Origin of the sequence: Cronobacter sp. HA18006 (assembly GCF_011605445.1) — a bacterium.
Classification (GTDB): domain Bacteria; phylum Pseudomonadota; class Gammaproteobacteria; order Enterobacterales; family Enterobacteriaceae; genus Cronobacter; species Cronobacter sakazakii.
Window position 1 is genome coordinate 244,342 of sequence record NZ_JAANQB010000021.1, and the last position, 18,901, is coordinate 263,242.

Sequence of the window (18,901 nt, forward strand, 5' to 3'; positions counted from 1 at the left end):
CGATACGGTTAGTGAAGGAACGCAGAGATGAGCACGGAGAGTGACAAGTTAAAATTACTGGCAAAGCGAGTCGGGAAATATTTCGTCGCGTTATTACCTTATTCAACCCTGTTATCTGGTGCGATTATCTGGAGTTATCTGACGAGTATTGGACGGCTCGATCTTCTGATGGGGGCGTTTTCTTTTAATATCGGTCTGGTCTCGCTTCTGATCTCCGCTGCCGTGTTTTCACTGGCGACGGCACTTACGCTGGTGCTGCCCAGTGCGATTTTACTGGCACACCGCGAAATTAATCCTGGCGATCCTGAGCGTTATTTTAATAAAGGATTGCCGTGGATCTGCTTTTCTGTCTCGTTTTTTTATCTGACGCTTGTCTTTCTGCCGCACACAACGCTTGTGAAAAAACTGACGGGGGACTATGTCTTTAGCGTTGAAAAAATACTGCTCATTACTGCCCTCTTCGCAACCTTACTGGTTATCTGTTTCAACTTCGGTTTTCTTCTTCGCCCCCTGAAACCTGGCAAATGGCAACGAGTGTGGCTGGTTTTAATGTGGGCGGGAGTCTTGATCGCCAATACGTTTTTTATCCTGTTACCAGGACTATCCATATCGATACCTGCGGGCTTTCTTATTCACTCCAGCCGCGGTGAAGGTTCATGGGCTGTGGTATTCGCATGGGTGTTTATCAGCCTGTTCTCCTTACTGGCATTTTTGCCTGCTATCGTGCATTACTCGCAAAAAAGTGACGCTCAAAATAACAGCGGGGCTATTAAAAACTTCTTTGTGACGGCCTTTATTGCCGTCGTCTTTATCGTTCTGCTCTTTCCGACCCTCTGGAGTACGCTTGTTTTTGGCTCGCTGGTCTCGATTGGTCTGGTTGATACGCAGCCGCATTACTACCGGGTCGATGACGAAAAATTCTCACCAGCGCTGTTTCCGCAAACCGTCTGGCAGACGCAGGAAATGCCGGGCCGCGATGAAAAAGCCTTTTTTATCCGCGGTGTAAATCTGTTTTCCACCGGCAGTGTCAATCTCATCTGCCCGGCTTATATTGTCAAACTGCGCGCGCAGGCCACGGCACGCGACTACGCGAATTTCATCCCCGGCAATAACGAAGCCTCGGTACGCTATTTCCGCCAGATGATGAAAGGCTGTGTCGCCTTTGAAACGGGCGAGATCCGCCGGTGGGATACGCTGTTTGACGCGAATGGCGCGATTAAAAAATAAATGCCTTTGAGGGAAAGCAGGGAACGTCTCTGTTTTTCTCTCTTCTCCCACTTTCGAGCAAACCGCTAACGTTTTGCGCTTAGGCATTATTTTGTCATGCTGAAATCAGAAATTAAGCGGCGCTTAATTTATATTCCTGACAGTCACAATATGAGCTGCGTCACACACTGCGTATTTATGGCGATTTCCCCACCAAAGTTAGTACAAAAATCGGGCCCGGGCGGGGCTTATCCTTATAAAGTTTTTGGGTTTAATGCCGAAACTCTCTCCATCTGTCGTATCGGGAAGAGAAACCATGTTAAACCGCATCAAAGTTGTAACCAGTTTGCTGTTTGTTCTGGCCCTGTTTGGTCTGTTGCAAATGGCTTCCGGTGGCCTGTTCTTTAATGCCATCAAAAGTGACAAGGAAAATTTCACCGTTCTGCAAACCATCCGTCAGCAGCAGTCCACGCTGAATGGCAGCTGGGTTGCGCTGATTCAGACCCGTAACACCTTAAACCGCGCCGGTATCCGTCACATGATGGATGCGAACAACATCGGCAGCGGCGCGACGGTGCAGGAGCTGATGCAGATCGCCAGCAGCTCGTTGAAGCAGGCGGAAACGCACTGGGCGGAATATCAGGCGCTGCCGCGCGATCCGCGCCAGAGCGAAGAGTACGCGCAGGAAATTAAGCGTAACTACGACATCTACCACGGTGCGCTGGCGGAGCTGATTCAGCTGCTCGCGGCCGGGAAAATCAACGAATTCTTCGACCAGCCGACCCAGAAATATCAGGACGGTTTCGAAAAAGCCTATACCGATTACATGGCGCAGAACGACCGCCTGTATGACATCGCCGTGGAAGGCAGCAATAGCTCCTACAGCATGGCTATCTGGATCCTGATTGGCGTGCTGGCCGTGGTGCTGGGCGTGATTGTTTGCGTCTGGTTCGGTATCCAGAACACCCTTATTACCCCGCTGAACCGCATCATTGAGAGCATTCGCCATATCGCGAGCGGTGACCTGGCGCGTCAGATTGACGTCGACGGCACGAACGAAATGGGCCAGCTGGCCGCCAGCATTAAACATATGCAGGGCGAGCTGGTGCGTACCGTGGGTGAAGTCCGTAACGGTGCCGATGCCATCTACAGCGGCGCGAGCGAAATCTCCGCCGGTAACAACGATCTCTCTTCCCGTACCGAAGAGCAGGCCGCGTCTCTCGAAGAGACCGCCGCCAGCATGGAAGAGCTGACCGCCACCGTGAAACAAAACGCCGAAAACGCCCGTCAGGCGAGCCAGCTTGCGCTGAGCGCGTCGGAAACCGCGCAGAAAGGCGGCAAAGTGGTGGATAACGTGGTGCAGACGATGCGCGACATCGCAGGCAGCTCCCAGAAAATCGCCGATATCACAAGCGTGATTGACGGCATCGCCTTCCAGACTAACATCCTGGCGCTGAACGCCGCGGTAGAAGCTGCGCGTGCGGGCGAACAGGGCCGCGGCTTCGCCGTGGTGGCCGGTGAAGTGCGTAACCTGGCGCAGCGTAGCGCCCAGGCCGCGAAAGAGATCAAAGGCCTTATCGAAGACTCCGTCAGCAAAGTGGACGTGGGCTCGACGCTGGTGGAAAGCGCCGGTGAAACCATGGGCGAAATTGTCAGCGCGGTGACCCGCGTGACCGACATCATGGGCGAAATCGCCTCGGCCTCTGACGAGCAGAGCCGCGGTATCGACCAGGTGGGCCTGGCCGTCGCTGAGATGGACCGCGTGACCCAGCAGAACGCCTCGCTGGTGGAGCAATCCGCCGCCGCCGCCGCCGCGCTTGAAGAGCAGGCGAGCCGCCTGACGCAGTCCGTCGCCGTGTTCCGCATCAGCCAGAACGCGCAGGACAAGCCGCGTAGCGTAAGCACGGTACAGGCAAGCGTCGCGCCGGTCGTCACCGCAAAGCCGGTGGTGGCCCAGGGCAGCGATAACTGGGAAACGTTCTAAGCGGTTCGTTTTTACCTGAAAAGCCCCTGTCGCTCACGCGGCGGGGGCTTTTTTATGGTCAGCGTTCATCCCCCGAACAGGCGGCTGAAAACCCGCACCCGCGCTGATGCATTTATATTAAGAATCGGTTAACGGCTTCTATAATTTATCTGTCAGTAACATAACCAAACCGGGGCGTCTTTCTTACGCAGGCACGCCATATCATCTTCGGCCCTCTTTTTAACGAACGGGATCCTCTGTGCGCATCGCAACGATGACTAACATTGCCTATGGCGCAACGGTAGCGCTCACCCTGATTTCCGGGGTCGTGCTGATGATGGCCTCCGGTGCCGACAAGGCGGAGCGGGCGGCTGTGCGCCAGAGCGCGGCATACGACAGCCTGACGGAAACGGTAGAACAGGAGACTTACGCGCTCACCGAGCTGGCGCGCGTTTACGTAGTGGATCGCAGGCCGGACGATCTCGCGGCCTGGCAGGCGAAAAAAATTCAGGACGATAAAGATGAAGCGCATCTGGCGCGGCTGCGGGATCTGGGCGCTACGCCTGAGGAGTTAGAGCATCTGCGCCAGGGCATGACGGTGGCGCATGCCCTGGAGCAGGAGCAGCAGCAGGCGATCGAGGCTGTAGCGCGCGGCGACAACGCACGCGCGCTGCAACTGCTGTTTGGCGTGAATTATGAGCATGAGCTTGACCGGGTGGACCTGCAGTTCGCGCAATTTCGCAGTCTGCTTGATTATCGGACCGGCATGTCGATTAAGGCCGCGACCGACGCCTCACTGCGGCTGCGCACGCTGTCGGAAATTATGGTCGGCCTCACCGCGCTGCTGTTTCTCTTTGTCCTCGGGTTTATTCTCAAACGCCGTATTTTGCGGCCGGTCGTAAAGCTGAGCGATGTGGTCAACCGGCTGGCGACGCAGGATTACGAAGTGGAAGCGCCGCTGTTGCAGCAGGTGGATGAGATTGGCGACATGGCGCAGGCTATCCATGTATTTCGCGAAAACGGGCTGGCGCGCCAGCGCCTTGAGCGGGAGCGCGATGCCGACTGGGCCATTCGGGGATTATTGTCACGCATGACCCAGCGGTTACAGGGGAGCGAATCGCGCGGCGATATTATCGAGCTGGTCCGGCTGTTTGCACCGCAAATTGCGCCGGGGCTCGCGGGCAGGCTCTATGTGCTGGATACGCGCGATCATCTGATGGTGTGCGCCGCTCGCTGGCCTGAAAATTCTGGCGGCGACAGCGCGTTTACGCCGGACGAATGCTGGGCGCTGCGGCGCGGGCAGATGCACAGCCCTGACCGTGATCTGGTGGATATACCCTGCAAGCATCTGCCGCCTGCCGCTGCCTTGCGGGCCATCTGCGTGCCGCTGATTGCCCAGAATGAAACCATCGGGCTGCTGTCGTTTGAAAAAATCAGCGAGGAGCTTGAGCCGCCTTACGTTTATCTGGAGCTGATGGCCGAGACGCTGGCGCTGGCGCTCGCCAACCAGAAGCTGCGCGATGAGTTGACCGAAAAAGCGATGTACGATTCGCTGACGGGTCTGCGCAACCGCTATCACCTGGAAGACGCGCTGTACGCCTGTATCAGTCAGGCGGAGATGACCGGCTCGCCGGTAAGCTGCCTGATGATTGATATCGATCACTTCAAATCGCTTAACGATCAGTACGGACATGATGCGGGCGATGCGGTGCTGAAAGAGGTGGCGCGGACGATTCGCTCCGTGCCGGGCGAGACGGCGCAGGTGTTTCGCTACGGCGGCGAAGAGTTTCTGATGCTGCTGCCCGGTATGCCACAGGCGCAGGCTCATGCGCTGGCCACGCGTATTCTGACGCAGGTCAGTGAGTTATCGCTGCGCTATAACGGCCTTGAGATTGGCCCGGTGTCGGTCTCCATCGGCCTCGCCACCTGGCCCGATCACGCGCGGCGCGAGAGCCTGATAAAAAATGCCGATATTGCGCTTTATCTTGCCAAAGAGATGGGCCGCTCGCGCATCGTGGTGGCGAACCGGCTGAAGCCGAGCGCCTGACGGCGCGGCGGCGCAACGGCTGCAAATAGGGGGCTGGTCATCAGCGGCACCGGCTGCCATGTCGCAAATCGCCCGTTTTTCCTCCTATACTCATCCGTTTACCTCAATATATTTTCTGGCAGAATGCTTCCCTTACACTGGCGGGCGCGCTGCTACTGACGCGGAGGCGGAACATGAAATTTCCTGGTATCCCTGAAAACGAAGAAGCGCGGCTGAAGTCGCTGTATATGATGGATCTGCTTGATACCAGGGATGACGAGCGTTTTGAGCGCCTGACGCGGGTGGCGAAAAAACTGTTCCGGGTGCCGGTGGCGCTGATTAGCCTGCTCGATCGCAACCGTCAGTGGCTGCTGGCCTGCCAGGGACTGAACACGCGCGAAACCACGCGCGACGTCTCATTTTGCGGGCACGCGATTTTGCAGGAAGGGCCGTTTATCGTAAATGACGCCCGCCTGGATGAGCGTTTTCACGATAATCCGTTGGTCACCGGCGAGCCGTTTATCCGTTTTTATGCGGGTTACCCGGTGCGGCTGCCGGATGGCGCGGTGGTCGGCACGCTTTGTATTATCGACGGCACGCCGCGCGATTTCAGCGATGATGATATTGCGACGCTGAAAGACCTGGCGTTTATCGTTGAAGATGAGTTTCACGTGATTAGCATGGCGATGACCGACAGCCTGACCGGAATTCCGAACCGCCGCGGTTTTTATCGCAGCGGCGAGCGGCGTTTTCGTGCCCTGAAGGAGAATCCCGAGCCGTTCAGCATTCTCTATTTCGATCTCGACCGCTTTAAGCCGATTAACGATTTGTGGGGCCACGCGGAAGGCGATGAGGTGCTGAAAGTGTTCGCCAGCCAGTTGCGTGAGCATCTGGGCCCGAAAGATATCGCCGGGCGGCTGGGTGGCGATGAGTTCGCGGTACTCCTGGCCCGGGAAAGCGACACGCAGCCGTTTCTGAACAATCTGCGCGCGAGCCTGGACGCGCATAACCAGCGCGCCGGTAAGCCTTATAACATCAACTATTCGTACGGAATGCTGCATCGCGATTCGGGCAATTACGACTCTTTGCTTGAGATGATCAAAGAGAGCGACAACGTGATGTATTCCGAGAAACGCAGAAAGCGGATCGGCTAACGAGCGGGATCACCCGCTCGCGTTAATGACTTTGATGGACACCATGCCGATGCCGAGACGGCGCGGCGAGTGACCAAGAATGTTGCCTTCGTTGGTCGACTGCGGATCTGGCGGCACAATCACCAGCGTGTTGCTGCGCGTCGGGTTTTCGAAATGCAGCGTGGTGGTGGAGACCTCGTTGCCGAGCGTCAGCGTCTGTTCGCTGTCGCCCACCTTCACGGGCACCGGTTTCCCGGCGTTCGGGCCAAACGCTTTGGCGGTGATGACTAAATCAAATTTCTCCGGCAGGGGCTGGTTATATTCGATTTTCACTTCTTCGCCGAGCTGCGCGTTGGACCAGCGGCCCCAGGATTCCGGGCGTGAAATGCCGGAGAACTGTTTGACCTCTTCCGGCGCGCCCGCCACGTTGAAGATAAAGCTGTCGGCCTGATAGCGGATGTCGTTATCCATCACTTTGAGCGTCTCGACGTTACGCTGGTAGCGCGCGGTGTCGATGACCGTATCGCGAAACGCCGCTTTGCCCTGCCAGGTGGCTTTATCCACCCGCTGCACTTTTTGCTCACCGCCGAGCTGGCCCTGCGAGACGCAGTAATCGGTGGAGAGCGCCAGCGCAGGTGCCCAGAGGCGCGCCATTTTGTAGCAGTTATCCACCCACAGAAAGTTATCGCGCGGGGCGAAATCCGCCAGCTGGAAGCGCAGCGGCGCGGAGTATTCGCTCTCCGGCAGCGGTTCGATACGTTTATCCGACACGCGTAGCAGCAGCGGCAGGCGGAAATGGCTTCCGGAGAAGGCGATGGTCTGTTTTTGCGTGTCGACCGTGAAGTTGTCTATTTTCGACGGGAATTTCCACAGGCTGATGATATCGGGCTTCCACGCCAGCACTTTTGATTTCATGTTCAGAAACACGGTCGAGAGCGACTGACCGGAAAGGCTGCTGCGCCCGAGCCCCAGGAAGTTGTCGCCGCCCAGCACATCGAGCACTGTCGCGCCGTTATCCATTGTGTTGCGTTTCACCGCCAGCACGTCCTGCTGCGGCTGATCGCCTCGCAGAATAAAGAACAGGTTATTACGATCCTGCTTGCTGAGATATTTATAGGCGGTGTTGTTCATCGCCAGATGATCCGACGACACAACGATGACCGTATTTTTGAAATATGGCGACGCTTTGATTTTGTTAATAAACGCCGCGATATGCTGCTGACTACAGGTGACCGCGCTGAAAGACTGGTTCGGTTTGCCTTCAAACGAGTAGCTCTTTCGCGTACAGGTGCGCGAGACGAAACCGTCCGGGTGGTGCGTGTCGACCGTCAGCGTAAAGAGCGAGAAGCGTTTGCCCGCTTTTGAGAGCTCTTCATATTTTTTCCACGCCTGGTCCAGCACCGTGTCGTCGTAAAAGCCCCAGTCGTTGCGATAGGTTGGGTCCGCTACCGTGTTTTTCAGCTCTTCGGCCCCGTAGAGATGATCGAAACCGTGGGATTTGAGAAACACGTCTTTTCCGGCAAAGCGCAGGTTAGCACCCTGGATGAAGTAGTTCTCATAGCCGGAGTTTTTGAGGATATCGCCCAGGCAGACGTTCTGCGGGAAGAAGCTCGACATCGAGGCAGACGCGTTGCCCTCAAAGGGCGCAAAAAGCGGAATGCCGCACTGCGAGGCGACCATACCCGCGATGGTGTAATCGGTGCCGGGCAACTGCGCGGTATGGCTGAAATCGATGCCTTCGTTTTTCAGCGCGCCCAGCTCCGGTGTCAGGTTCGGGAACGCCTGATCGTCAAAATAGGTGCGCTCCAGGCTTTCGCCGTAGATGTAAACGAGATTGAGCTGTGGATTGTCGATACGCTTTTGCGGCTCTTTATAGTACGCCGCAAAGTCGGGATCGCCCTCGGCGGTCTGGGATTTCACCAGTTCGGTTATCTGGCGAAACGCCGGGCTGGCGTCCACCGAGGCGAGCGCCAGCAGCAGCGCCACGAAGCTGTAGCCGAAGTGATAAGGCAGATGGCGGCGACGGCGCAAAATCCATGTCAGCAGGCCAAAGACCGCGAGCAGCACTGCGACCAGCCCGACGCCAGGCAGGATGTATTTGCTGACGCCCGCGCCGGTGAGACTATTGGTCAGCGTGTAGAGCACCGCGTCATTGATGCCATCGCCGGTAAAATAGTTGCTGGCAAGCAGCGTCAGATTCAGGATAACAAACAGCCCTAACACCACCAGAGTGGCGATAAACCACCAGGTGTTACGGCCCGCCTTGAAGGCGTAAATCGCCACGGAGGCGATAAAGAAAAGTATGGAAAGCCACTCTGACAACACTACATCCTCGCAGCGAAGGCGCCATGCCCGTTAGGTTAAACTGCTTTTTTAACACCGAAATATAACGCTACTGTCATACTGGTACCATTTTAGCGTCATCTTTTTATGGAGCAGTTCAGATAAGGTTTAGATATATGGAATTATGAGCCGCGTCTCATCGCCTGTGGCGCGGGGATAGCGTCGGGCAAGGCCAGAAAATAGGTGTTTAGTAATACACAGTGAGTGGAAACGCTAAAAAGCGAATTCTTTTATGAAAATTTTATGACGGCGCAGATTTCACTACAGAGGCGGAAAAATAAAACGAGACGGCAGGGAAGGGGAGTGTCGGGGCGCAGAAAACGCGCCCCGTAAAAAGTGCGGAGTTTAGTACTCTTTACCCGTGACGCGGCTGCGGTAGCTGTCCCAGTTGAAGTTCACCCACAGGCTGTTGCCAAGGCGCATACGATCCATCACGCGCTCGCCGAGCAGTTTGGTCATCTCTTCCATGTTCTGGTTGGTCAGCATGCCGGTCGGGCGCTTGGAGGACGAGCGACGATCCACCAGCTGGTTGATGATCACTTTCTCGTAGCGCGACTCACTCTGCATACCGATCTCGTCGATCACCAGCAGATCGACGCTGCTCAGATCTTTTAAAAGCTGCTCTTCGCTGGTTTCGCGGTTGCCGAACGTGTCTTTCATGGCGGACATGATATCGGCGACGGTAATGATCATCACCGATTTACCGCGCAGCAGCAGTTCATTACAGATCGCGGCGGCAAGATGGTTCTTGCCGGTGCCCGGTTTACCGGCGAAAACAAAGCTCGCGATGTTGCCGTCAAAAGCGTCGACATACTGGCGCGCTTTGTTGACAGCGTTCATCTGCCCGTCGTTTTCAACACGATAGTTATCGAACGAACAGTTCTGATGCAGCGGGCGAATGCCAGAGCGGTTGAAGGTGCGCTGCATTTTCATCGCGCGGTTTTCGCGCTCGATGGCCTCTGAGCGAATTCGCCCCTGCTCCTGCTGCCAGGCGATAAGCTCTTCGCCGGTTTTAAAGGCCGGCTTGACGTCAGGCGGCATCAGCCGCTTCAGGCGCATCATCAGGTCAGTGACGTTTTTCATTGTTACCCTCGAAAGCCGTCAGGAATATGGTCGTCCGGCTGCGCGATGGCGTTTACATCGCGGCGCGCCGATGACGTAAAGGTGGCGCGGTTCATCTGAATACTGCGCGCCAGCTTCTGCTGCCACTGGATGTGGTGGAAGACTTTGCCTTCCGCCTGCCAGTAAGCGACAAACGAGGCCAGCTCTTCGCTGGTGACCGGCTGGGCCAGCGGAATGCCCCAGAGCGCGGCCATACGCTGAAACTCCGGGTCGGGCTGCCAGCCCGGATACATGGCGAATTTGCCCATCGGCACCGGCACGGGCTGGGCGGCGTCGTTGCCTTCGTCGAAAAATTGCGCTTCCAGCGCGACATCGGAGCGGGGCGCGGCGAGCTGTTTTTCCAGCGCCAGCAGTTCCGCCATGCGCGCCGGCGTCACGGCATAAAATGCGGGCGCATTGTTATCAAACACCGCCACGGCCCCACGTTCGGCGTGCGCCAGCGCGCTGCCGGGATTGCGCCGGAAGGCGTCAATATCAACGACATCAGGGGTCAGGATTCTGGAAGACATAAAACGTTCTCAATCAAAGCGTTATCAGACACTGGCGCGAAAATCGCCAGCAGAGACGATAATTCCTTCATAGTAGCATAGTCAGAGGCGGGGTTTGAGCTTATTGGCGCATGGGATCGCACGTAAAAAAAAGAGCGCGCCATGACATCTGGCGCGCTCCGCGTCCCCTGGTGAGGGCAGTTTCGTTTTTTATTTTAAGCTTCCCCGTTAGCGGGGATAGCGTCAGGCAATGATATTCAGAGTGACGTCGATGTTGCCGCGGGTCGCGTTAGAGTACGGGCAGACGATATGCGCCGCATCGACCAGTTTCTGCGCTTCTGCCGCGTCCATCCCCGGCAGGTGAATATTCAGCTTCGCTTCGATACCAAAACCGGTCGGCAGTGGGCCGATCCCGACTTCGCCTTCAATAAACGCGTCTTTCGGCATCGCGATTTTGTCGCGGGCGGAGACGAATTTCATCGCGCCCAGGAAGCAGGCGGAGTAGCCTGCGGCAAACAGCTGTTCCGGGTTGGTGACGTCGCCGCCCATGCCGCCCATCTCTTTCGGTACGCCAAGCTTTACATCCAGCACGCCGTCAGAAGAAGTGGCGCGGCCGTCGCGGCCTCCGGTGGCTTTGGCTTTGGCGCGGTAGATGACGTTTTCTAAAGACATGTAATATTCCTTATTTAAGTTTTAGGCGATTTAATCGTGCGCTACTTATTTGGTGCTTTCACGCCATCCGCAGATGGCGCTTACGACTGATTCAGATTATGGCGTAATGCTTCAAGCTGATCTTTCAGATCCAGCAAAGTCTCTTTGTCGCACGCGGTGGCGCAGAGCACCGAGCCCGGTATGTTGTGGGCTTCGGCCTTGAGCTGCCGGCCTGCGTCGGTGAGCGTGACGATCACTTGTCGTTCATCCTGACGCGAACGCTGGCGCATCAGCAGCCCCGCGGTTTCCATCCGCTTTAACAGCGGCGTCAGCGTGGCGGAATCCAGATAGAGCCGCTCGCCAATCTCAGAAACGGTCACGTCGTCCTTCTCCCACAGCACCAGCATCACCAGATATTGCGGGTACGTCAGCCCGAGCGGCGTCAGTAACTGGCGGTAAATTTTATGCAGCGCCAGGTTTGTCGAGTAGAGCGCGAAACAGAGCTGATTGTCTAAGCCCAGCGAGAGCCCGTCGTGTTGTTGTGTCGTCTTCATGCTTTCAATATAGATAGTGCGCGATTTAATTGCAAGCCAGGTTTTATCTTTTGCTTTGATAGTCGTTATACGCGCGGACGTTTTCGATAGAGCCACAGGCCGGGCAGCGACAGCCCGATAGAGAGCGCGCCAACGGTGGACGCGGCTTTAAGGAAGTTGGTCACCAGCGAAACCATCAAGGCATCGGTATAGCCGAAGTGGCTGATCTTCACGGCGGATATCATGGCCGAATAGGCCGAGATGCCTGGGAACATCGGGATCACCGCGGCAACGGTAAACACTTTCGGATGCGCCAGATACCAGCGCGACCATTGAATGCCGATGCAGCCGACCAGCATTGCCGCGAGAAACGTGCCCCATTCGATATTCAGCCCCATCATTATCATGACGGTGCGCGAGCCGTGACCGACCGCGCCCAGCAGCGCGCACCAGGGCAGGGCGCGGCGCGGCACGTTAAACACCATCGCAAAGCCCGCCGCCGGAATCGCGGAAAGCAGCATATCTTCCAGCATCAGCGTAATAATACGAATTACATCCATCCCCGCAGCCCCCATAACGCCATCGCCATAATCACGCCAATGCAGGTGGCGAGCGTCAACATACTCGCCATCGCCCAGCGGGCAAGACCGGTATTCACGTGGCCTTTAAACATATCGGCCACTGCATTGATAAGCGGAAACCCCGGCACCAGCAGCAGGACGCTCGCGGCCATCGCCACAGTGGACGCGCCTGCGAATGGCGGTAGCGCCAGCAGCAGACCAGAGACGGTGGTCGCCACAAAGGCCGTCAGACAGAAATTAATTTGCGGGTGCAGATGGCGCTGCGTCAGCGTCTGGCGCACATACATTGCCAGGGTGCTCGCGATAAACGTCACCAGCGCGCCGTCCCAGCCGCCTTTATTCATTTTGCAAAAGCAGGCGCAGGAGAGCCCGACCATCAGCACCACCTGCCAGCGCGGGTAACGCAGCGGTTTTAATTGCGAAAAGCGTTTCGCGACGTCGTGCCGGTCCAGCAGCTTATGTTCAGTCATAATGACGATGTGCTGGACTTCGGTCACCATGTGCATGTTGATGCCGCGATCGATGTTTTTTCGCGTGGTTGTCAGGCAGTGATTATCTTTTATCGTGGTCAGCACAATGGCGTTAGCGGAGATAGAACTCTCCACGCTGTCCATGCCCAGCGCGCGGCCAAGCCGGGTAGTGAGTTCATCAATCAGCGCGCTCTCCGCGCCATGCTGCAATAAAAACAGCCCGCACTGAATACACAAACGGGTCACGTCCCGCTGCGCTAAAGCATCCGCTTCCATATTCGGTCCTGGTGAGAATAGGCGTGGGTGTCAGATGTCCATTATTACCATGCGCCGCCAGGCGCAGCCGTGGCGGTAGATCAAGATTGCTGCATTTTTCGGCGTGGCTTCAGGGGGTATGTGAGTGCGGGTAGCCAATCTCGTTCCGCAGAAAACAATCGAGGCGGGTGCTGTTATCACAGTTAATTAATGTCGTACTGGCGGAGCCGCCAAATTAATTAAACAGGTAGTTATATTGTGTCTATAAATAGACATTTTTTATCTTTTTACTATGAGAATATCCTTTAAACCGAGGTGGCGTATTTTTAGCCTTGTTTGTCGTTGACAGTAAAATAAAGGGTTCATAGAATGCCGATGTTTTGTCGGGCAGAAAATTCTTTATGTCCACTTATATACATTATCTGCTAACGCGGTCTGCGTTTTTTCTTGATTTAGATTTTGAAATTTATTTTTACGTTATTACATAAGTTGGTTTTGAAATTTGTTTGGCCGGAAGGATATAACCGGAGGAAATATGTTACCAGGACGTTGCAAACTAGGCATTATCATTAGCCAAACCCCCGTGATGCATACCGGGCTGGAGACCATTATGCGTCACCATTTTCCGGAAACCGAACTTTATCACTACAACAGCAGCGCAGAAATAACGCTGCCGCTACTAAACCCCATCGACATGGTGCTGGCAGAACTGCCCTGTGCGCCAGAGGACGCCCGTCGCGAGTGCGAAGCGTATTACTCCCTGGTGGCGCAAGCGCCAGGCGTACACTGGATTTTTCTTGTGCCTGCGGCCTCATTCAATATGGCGGTGCAGTTACTGATGCGCCCCGAGACCACGCTGCTTTCAACGGCGGAACCGGTGGAAGGTGTCGTTAATGCTGTACGACTTGGCCGTGAAAAAGCCGAGAGGGTCAGCCAGATGTTAGTCACGCCGCGCCAGGCGCAGGAGAAAGAGACGGCGTCCAGCGTGATGCTCACTACGTCGGAAAAACAGGTATTACGGTTGCTCGGTAAAGGCTGGGGAATAAATCAAATCGCCCAGATGCTGAAAAAAAGTAATAAAACCATCAGCGCGCAGAAAAACAGTGCCATGCGACGCTTATCTCTGCGCGGCAATGCTGAAATGTATGCATGGATAAGCAGCTTACAGGGATTAAAGGAATTAAATTTGCTTTCATTACATAAGGAACAGGCTGAATGGAACACGGAGTCGAAAAACGAAACATTGCGCTAATCGAAAAATGCGTAATGAGCGGCGAGGGAATACGTTCGCTGCTACAGGGAAATAATTCGACGTCATGCCGCCTGGAAATATTTTCCGACCATCACGCGTTTATTGAGGCACTGACGAAACGGAATTTTTCCGCCGTTATTTTTTCGCTTGAAGGTACGCGCGAGCACCGGCGCGACTGTCTGCAGTTCGTCAGTGAAATGGCGAAAGCCTGGCCGCGTATGAAGCGTATTGTGATGGTAAATAACGTCAATGAGGCAAAACTGATAAGCCAGCTTTCTCCGACGCCACTACAGGGGATTATTGATAAGTCGGAAACGCTGGCGCGCTTTACGGATGAACTGATGTCCGCGATGAGCGACTCCATTCGTGTGAGCGAATCGCCTAATAAAATCTGGTATGCCACGCAGGGATCGCGACTGCTGAGCCCGACCGAGCGGATTATCCTGCGCTACCTGACGGACGGCTATTCGGTGTCGCAAATTGCCAGCCGTCTGGAGCGCAATATCAAAACCATCCGCGCGCATAAATTTAACGCCATGCTGAAGCTCGGCGTGCATACCGATGCCGGATTGCTGAATGCGGCGGATATTCTTCTGCACCGGGCAGGCTTATTTTAAGCCTGCGGTAGAGGCGTTATCGCGTTACGCGCACACTTACAGACACACATCCACCCACTGCGCCTGGGTCAGCTCTGCCAGGCGAGTGGGCGAAATACGCACCGCGCTGTGAATCGCGCCTGCTGCGGGCAGCACTTCGTCATACTGACGCAGTGAGATGTCGCAGTAGACTGCCAGCGCATTTTCCAGCCCGAACGGGCAGACGCCGCCAACCGGGTGGCCGGTCCAGGTCACCACTTCATCACTGCTGAGCATTCGTGCTTTCGCACCGAATGTGTTTTTTAGCTTCTTGTTATCAAGCCGCGCGTCGCCTTTGGCGACCACCAGAATCACCTCATCTTTCACTTTCAGCGAGAGCGTTTTGGCTATCTGACCGGGTTCAACCTGATGGGCAGCGGCGGCCAGCGCGACGGTGGCGGTGCTTTGGTTAAGTTCAATGATTTCAATATCGGGGGCGTTTTCGACAAAGAATTGTCGCACGGATTCCAGACTCATTTATTTCTCCTGAAAATAGCTGTCCTAATCTGGCATACCGCACCAGGTTTTGTAAATTATCGGAAAAGCGCTTTTCTGTGGCCATCCGGTGTTTTCTGGATCTCCTTCACAATCAAAGAAACCGGTTACTGTAACCGGTTGCAGAGTGACCATCGCGGATTAATACTGGTGATGTAACCTCCCTCTGTAACCAATAATAAGAGCCGTGCATGAAACCTTTCTTTCTCAGTTACGCCGCTGGCAAGGCAGTCAGACACTGTTGCAGCCCGGAAGATTTCACTGCGCAGGAAGCAGAGCGACACACCTGGTTACGGTTTTCAGTTCAATGGATTATGGGATGATGCGCGACGGCCGCTCGCCGCGTATTCACGTTGATTGCCTGACAGGAGACCGCCATGTCTGCCAACCATGCTGCCTTTAATGTGATATTTCGCTTTGTTGAAAACTATGTCAGCCCGATAGCTTCGCGCATTTCCGCGCAGCGCCACGTAATGGCGATCCGCGACGGGTTTATCTCCGCCATGCCATTTATGATTGTCGGCTCGTTTTTACTGGTGTTTGCCTATCCGCCGTTTTCACCCGACACCACACTGGGTTTTGCCCGTGCGTGGCTGGATCTGGCGAAGCAGTTTGAAGGGCAGATCCTCACACCGTTTGATATGACGATGGGGATCATGTCTGTTTATATCTGCGCGGCCATCGCCTATAACCTCGGCAAGCACTATGTGAAGTCGCATCAACTGGATCCTTTCATGTGTGCGATGCTGTCGCTGATGGCATTTATGCTGGTGGCTGCGCCGAAAACCAAAGGGACGCTACCGGTAGACAGCCTCGGCGGCACGGGTATTTTCACGGCGATTCTGGTGGCGATTTACTGCGTGGAGATGATGCGTTTTCTGAAAGCGCATAACATCGGCATACGCCTGCCGGATCAGGTGCCGCCGATGATCAAAAACTCTTTCGATCTGTTGATCCCGGTACTGGTCGTCGTGCTGACGCTGTATCCGCTGAGCCTGTTAATTCAGTCGCAGTTCGACCTTCTGATCCCACAGGCGATCATGGCTATCTTTAAACCGCTGGTGTCGGCGGCCGATTCGCTGCCCGCCATTCTGTTAGCAGTGCTGATTGCCCATCTGCTGTGGTTTGCAGGCATTCACGGCGCGGCGATTGTCTCCGGTATGCTGCAGATGTTCTGGCTGACTAACCTCGGGCTCAACCAGACAGCACTGGCGCAGAGCGCGCCGCTGCCGCATATTTTTATGGAAGCGTTCTGGACCTTCTTTATTGTGATTGGCGGGTCCGGGGCGACGATGGGGCTGGTGTTCTGTTATCTGCGTAGCCGCTCCGCGCATCTGCGCTCGATAGGACGGCTCAGCGTGGTGCCCAGTATTTTCAACATCAATGAACCGGTGATTTTCGGCACGCCGATAGTAATGAACCCGGTTTTCTTTATTCCATTCCTGCTGGCCCCAATGCTGAACGCGGTGCTGGCCTGGGCGGCGATGAAATTTGATTTAATCGGCCGTGTGATTTCTGTCGTGCCGTGGACCGCACCAGCGCCGATTGGCGCGGCCTGGGCGCTGGGCTGGGATTTCCGCGCTGCGCTGCTGGTGATTGTGCTGGCGGTGGTCTCGGCCATCATTTACTTCCCGTTCTTTAAAGTCTACGAGAAGCAGTTGCTGGCACAGGAAGCGGAAGAGGCGCTGAAGGAGGCGCAGGGCGCGGGTGAACAGGCCGCGTGATGAAAAACGGCAGGGAAACCCGCCGTTAACTATTTCAGCGTACAGTCGCCGCACTGCTGCACGTCAGGCAGCTTATAGCGCTGGCAGCAGGTGCGGCGCACCAGTAGCCCTTCGCGCATAACGACGGTACGAAACAGCGGATTTTCCTCGCCATTAAGCAGTGTCTTTTCGAAAAAACAGCTCTGGCGCAGCGCGCTGACGGTCTCGTCGCCGAGCCACTCGCGCCATTCGCCAAAACACCAGTTAATAAGATAACCGGTGTTGCTCCAGATAAGCTTGCCGTTGATATCACCGGAGGTTTCCAGCGTCTCAACGACCGGCGTTATGACCTCCAGCACCAGCTTTTCCAGCCGCTCGCGCGCGGAAAGAGCGGTTGCGCGCACATCTTCTTTAACGGTCAGATAAAAGCAGGCCGCGCGGCCCGTTTCGTGAAACTCAACGGCGAGATTCTCTTCGTTTAAATCCAGCGCCTGCGGCTGCGTCAACAGCGCCAGCATCAGCGGCGGCACGAGTAGCCCGAGATACCACTGCGCCCAGAGCGATTTCAGCGGCTTATTTTCACGTACTGCGTGCGGCTGATTGCGGTAAATATGATCGGAATAGAGCGCCATTAATGTGGCGAGCGCCGCGGGCTGCGTCCATTCGCGAAAGGAGAGCGCTGCCGTGGGCGGCGTTTCGTCAAGCTTCATAATGTCGTGAAAATGCGCGCGGTGCGTCGTAAACGCGTCGCGCAGGCGCAACGCCAGCGTCGATGGCGAACGAGGCAGCGGGGCGCGCCAGAGTAATTCATCAACAGAATGAAGAGAGCGATAAGCCATAGCGTCTGTGAATAGCAAATCTAAATGATAATGATTGCTAATCCTAACTATAGGCAGAAACGAGTGCAAGCAGTTTGACCAGGAAACCGACGCACCGCAGCGCGCCGACGGTATTCACGCGGCGCGCAGGGCGTCGTGATAAAGGATGTGATTTCGACCCTGATTTTTGGCGGCGTAAAGCGCTTCATCGGCGCGGCGCAGCGCATCTTCAATGTCGTCGTTTTCCAGCGGCGCGATGCCGATGCTTAGCGTGACGTTGGTTGCCACGCTCTCGTTGAAAATATGAGGAATGCGCAAATCATACACCCGCTGGCGAATTCGCTCGGCGGTAAGTCGTGCGCTCTTTTCATCCGCCTGCGTCAGAAGCACCATAAATTCCTCACCGCCGTAGCGGGTAACGATATCCCGCGAACGCACGGCATCGCGGATCGCCGCCGACACCCGCGTCAGCGCCTGATCGCCCATCATATGGCCGTAGTGGTCGTTATAGGCTTTGAAATGGTCGATATCCATCAGCAGAACAAACCGCTGCCCGGCGTCTGGCGAGAGGTTAGCGAAGCGGTTTTCAAAGCCGCGGCGGTTACAAAGGCCGGTAAGTGGGTCCATCATACTGAGATCGTTGAGCGTCGCTTTTTCGTCTATCAGCGTCTGCACCATTTGCCGCGCGAGAATATCGTTGTGCCTGCCAATGAAATGCTGAATAACCAGTCCCATTAACGGTACGGTCAGCGTAAAAGCATAAAACACAGGAGGCTGGACGTTATCAAGCCACAGGATCGTCGAGATTATTGGCAGGCAAAAAGCGATACCTGGCCCGGGCATATTGATAAATGACAGCGCCGCAATAAACAGCGCGCCGAGCAAAGAAATAAGCAGGCATGTGCCATCATGAAATACGCACCACGGGCTTTTCAGCCAGAGATTGACTGACCATAACGCGCCGGTCAGTAGCGCTGTCAGCGTAATTGCTTTCAGGCTGAATGTGCGCGTCCGCGCGTGCAGCAGAAGGGTACCGCAGAGCGCAATCATGCTAAACGCCGCCCAGGGAATATGCGGGTAAGGAGAGAGCGGATCCACGAGATTAAACAGCGCGGAAAAGAGATTAAGAAACAGAAAGCATTTCAGTGAGAGCTGATATTTTTTTTCCGTCAGGGCTCGCCAGTTATTTGCAGTCATATCCATTGTGACTTATTTAGCGCTATCAGA

The 18,901-nt window shown here is 55.5% G+C and carries 17 protein-coding genes; 7 read left to right on the plus strand and 10 right to left on the minus strand.

Translation table 11 applies throughout. The features are described 5' to 3' along the window. Window positions 1-27 precede the first annotated feature (27 nt). From G9X48_RS13345 to G9X48_RS13360, 4 genes are all read left to right on the plus strand, one after another. Entirely contained in the window at window positions 28-1,227 is a 1,200-nt protein-coding gene (locus G9X48_RS13345; protein WP_054624519.1) for a hypothetical protein, read from the plus strand. A 295-nt stretch (window positions 1,228-1,522) separates the two neighbouring features. After that, window positions 1,523-3,190, plus strand: a complete 1,668-nt coding sequence (tsr, locus tag G9X48_RS13350; protein WP_097641249.1) for a methyl-accepting chemotaxis protein — start codon at window positions 1,523-1,525, stop codon at window positions 3,188-3,190. 238 nt (window positions 3,191-3,428) lie between these two features. Beyond that, window positions 3,429-5,216 (plus strand): sensor domain-containing diguanylate cyclase, encoded by a 1,788-nt coding sequence (locus G9X48_RS13355; protein ID WP_097641250.1) that lies wholly within the window; start codon window positions 3,429-3,431, stop codon window positions 5,214-5,216. Window positions 5,217-5,389: 173 nt separating this feature from the next. After that, a complete protein-coding gene (locus G9X48_RS13360) occupies window positions 5,390-6,349 on the plus strand; it encodes a sensor domain-containing diguanylate cyclase (protein WP_007889311.1) in 960 nt (319 codons plus the stop codon). A gap of 9 nt (window positions 6,350-6,358) precedes the next feature. Here G9X48_RS13360 and opgB read toward each other — a convergent pair whose 3' ends face one another. The 7 genes from opgB to G9X48_RS13395 all read right to left on the minus strand — a co-directional run bounded on the left by opgB (window position 6,359) and on the right by G9X48_RS13395 (window position 12,792). Continuing rightward, window positions 6,359-8,650 carry a phosphatidylglycerol--membrane-oligosaccharide glycerophosphotransferase gene (gene opgB / locus G9X48_RS13365; protein ID WP_097648100.1) on the minus strand — a complete coding sequence of 764 codons (2,292 nt, stop codon included), beginning with the start codon at window positions 8,648-8,650 and terminating at the stop codon, window positions 6,359-6,361. 366 nt (window positions 8,651-9,016) lie between these two features. Continuing rightward, window positions 9,017-9,754, minus strand: a complete 738-nt coding sequence (gene dnaC, locus G9X48_RS13370) for a DNA replication protein DnaC (protein ID WP_004386494.1) — start codon at window positions 9,752-9,754, stop codon at window positions 9,017-9,019. Window positions 9,755-9,756: 2 nt separating this feature from the next. Continuing rightward, the gene (gene dnaT, locus G9X48_RS13375; protein ID WP_038858117.1) at window positions 9,757-10,302 is read right to left on the minus strand and encodes a primosomal protein DnaT; all 546 of its coding nucleotides are present in this window, start codon (window positions 10,300-10,302) and stop codon (window positions 9,757-9,759) included. Between the two features lie 222 nt (window positions 10,303-10,524). Further along, window positions 10,525-10,953, minus strand: coding sequence for an organic hydroperoxide resistance protein (locus tag G9X48_RS13380; protein ID WP_004386492.1), 429 nt, complete (start codon window positions 10,951-10,953; stop codon window positions 10,525-10,527). An 80-nt stretch (window positions 10,954-11,033) separates the two neighbouring features. Then, window positions 11,034-11,486, minus strand: coding sequence for a MarR family transcriptional regulator (locus G9X48_RS13385; protein WP_029039374.1), 453 nt, complete (start codon window positions 11,484-11,486; stop codon window positions 11,034-11,036). A 65-nt stretch (window positions 11,487-11,551) separates the two neighbouring features. Beyond that, window positions 11,552-12,025 carry a threonine/serine exporter gene (locus tag G9X48_RS13390; protein WP_004386489.1) on the minus strand — a complete coding sequence of 158 codons (474 nt, stop codon included), beginning with the start codon at window positions 12,023-12,025 and terminating at the stop codon, window positions 11,552-11,554. After that, a complete protein-coding gene (locus G9X48_RS13395) occupies window positions 12,016-12,792 on the minus strand; it encodes a threonine/serine exporter ThrE family protein (RefSeq protein WP_007847024.1) in 777 nt (258 codons plus the stop codon). Before G9X48_RS13395 ends, G9X48_RS13390 begins: the two co-directional genes overlap by 10 nt. A 514-nt stretch (window positions 12,793-13,306) precedes the next feature. Here G9X48_RS13395 and G9X48_RS13400 point away from each other — a divergent pair. Together G9X48_RS13400 and bglJ are read left to right on the plus strand one after the other, a co-directional pair. Beyond that, window positions 13,307-14,023, plus strand: coding sequence for a LuxR C-terminal-related transcriptional regulator (locus G9X48_RS13400; RefSeq protein ID WP_196322647.1), 717 nt, complete (start codon window positions 13,307-13,309; stop codon window positions 14,021-14,023). Further along, on the plus strand, window positions 13,987-14,640 hold the full coding sequence (bglJ, locus tag G9X48_RS13405) for a DNA-binding transcriptional activator BglJ (protein ID WP_004386486.1): 654 nt from the start codon (window positions 13,987-13,989) through the stop codon (window positions 14,638-14,640). The genes G9X48_RS13400 and bglJ overlap by 37 nt, the downstream gene beginning before the upstream one ends. Before the next feature lie 36 nt (window positions 14,641-14,676). On the opposite strand, the gene G9X48_RS13410 is transcribed toward bglJ, so the two are convergent. Then, window positions 14,677-15,135, minus strand: a complete 459-nt coding sequence (locus G9X48_RS13410) for a YbaK/EbsC family protein (protein WP_007866066.1) — start codon at window positions 15,133-15,135, stop codon at window positions 14,677-14,679. A gap of 395 nt (window positions 15,136-15,530) precedes the next feature. Here G9X48_RS13410 and G9X48_RS13415 point away from each other — a divergent pair, with 395 nt between their 5' ends. After that, entirely contained in the window at window positions 15,531-16,877 is a 1,347-nt protein-coding gene (locus G9X48_RS13415; protein ID WP_007866062.1) for a PTS sugar transporter subunit IIC, read from the plus strand. Between the two features lie 29 nt (window positions 16,878-16,906). Here the strand turns inward: G9X48_RS13415 and fhuF are convergent, their stop codons facing one another. After that, a complete protein-coding gene (gene fhuF, locus G9X48_RS13420) occupies window positions 16,907-17,695 on the minus strand; it encodes a siderophore-iron reductase FhuF (RefSeq protein ID WP_097563805.1) in 789 nt (262 codons plus the stop codon). A 114-nt stretch (window positions 17,696-17,809) separates the two neighbouring features. Continuing rightward, window positions 17,810-18,877 carry a diguanylate cyclase gene (locus G9X48_RS13425; protein WP_097563804.1) on the minus strand — a complete coding sequence of 356 codons (1,068 nt, stop codon included), beginning with the start codon at window positions 18,875-18,877 and terminating at the stop codon, window positions 17,810-17,812. Window positions 18,878-18,901 lie beyond the last annotated feature (24 nt).

Coding starts and splice junctions, on each gene's coding strand:
- G9X48_RS13345 (WP_054624519.1), top strand. CDS start 28: ATGAGCACGGAGAGTGACAAGTTAAAATTACTGGCAAAGCGAGTCGGG.
- tsr (WP_097641249.1), top strand. CDS start 1,523: ATGTTAAACCGCATCAAAGTTGTAACCAGTTTGCTGTTTGTTCTGGCC.
- G9X48_RS13360 (WP_007889311.1), top strand. CDS start 5,390: ATGAAATTTCCTGGTATCCCTGAAAACGAAGAAGCGCGGCTGAAGTCG.
- dnaC (WP_004386494.1), bottom strand. CDS start 9,754: ATGAAAAACGTCACTGACCTGATGATGCGCCTGAAGCGGCTGATGCCG.
- dnaT (WP_038858117.1), bottom strand. CDS start 10,302: ATGTCTTCCAGAATCCTGACCCCTGATGTCGTTGATATTGACGCCTTC.
- G9X48_RS13380 (WP_004386492.1), bottom strand. CDS start 10,953: ATGTCTTTAGAAAACGTCATCTACCGCGCCAAAGCCAAAGCCACCGGA.
- G9X48_RS13385 (WP_029039374.1), bottom strand. CDS start 11,486: ATGAAGACGACACAACAACACGACGGGCTCTCGCTGGGCTTAGACAAT.
- G9X48_RS13390 (WP_004386489.1), bottom strand. CDS start 12,025: ATGGATGTAATTCGTATTATTACGCTGATGCTGGAAGATATGCTGCTT.
- G9X48_RS13395 (WP_007847024.1), bottom strand. CDS start 12,792: ATGGAAGCGGATGCTTTAGCGCAGCGGGACGTGACCCGTTTGTGTATT.
- G9X48_RS13400 (WP_196322647.1), top strand. CDS start 13,307: ATGTTACCAGGACGTTGCAAACTAGGCATTATCATTAGCCAAACCCCC.
- bglJ (WP_004386486.1), top strand. CDS start 13,987: ATGGAACACGGAGTCGAAAAACGAAACATTGCGCTAATCGAAAAATGC.
- G9X48_RS13410 (WP_007866066.1), bottom strand. CDS start 15,135: ATGAGTCTGGAATCCGTGCGACAATTCTTTGTCGAAAACGCCCCCGAT.
- G9X48_RS13415 (WP_007866062.1), top strand. CDS start 15,531: ATGTCTGCCAACCATGCTGCCTTTAATGTGATATTTCGCTTTGTTGAA.
- fhuF (WP_097563805.1), bottom strand. CDS start 17,695: ATGGCTTATCGCTCTCTTCATTCTGTTGATGAATTACTCTGGCGCGCC.
- G9X48_RS13425 (WP_097563804.1), bottom strand. CDS start 18,877: ATGGATATGACTGCAAATAACTGGCGAGCCCTGACGGAAAAAAAATAT.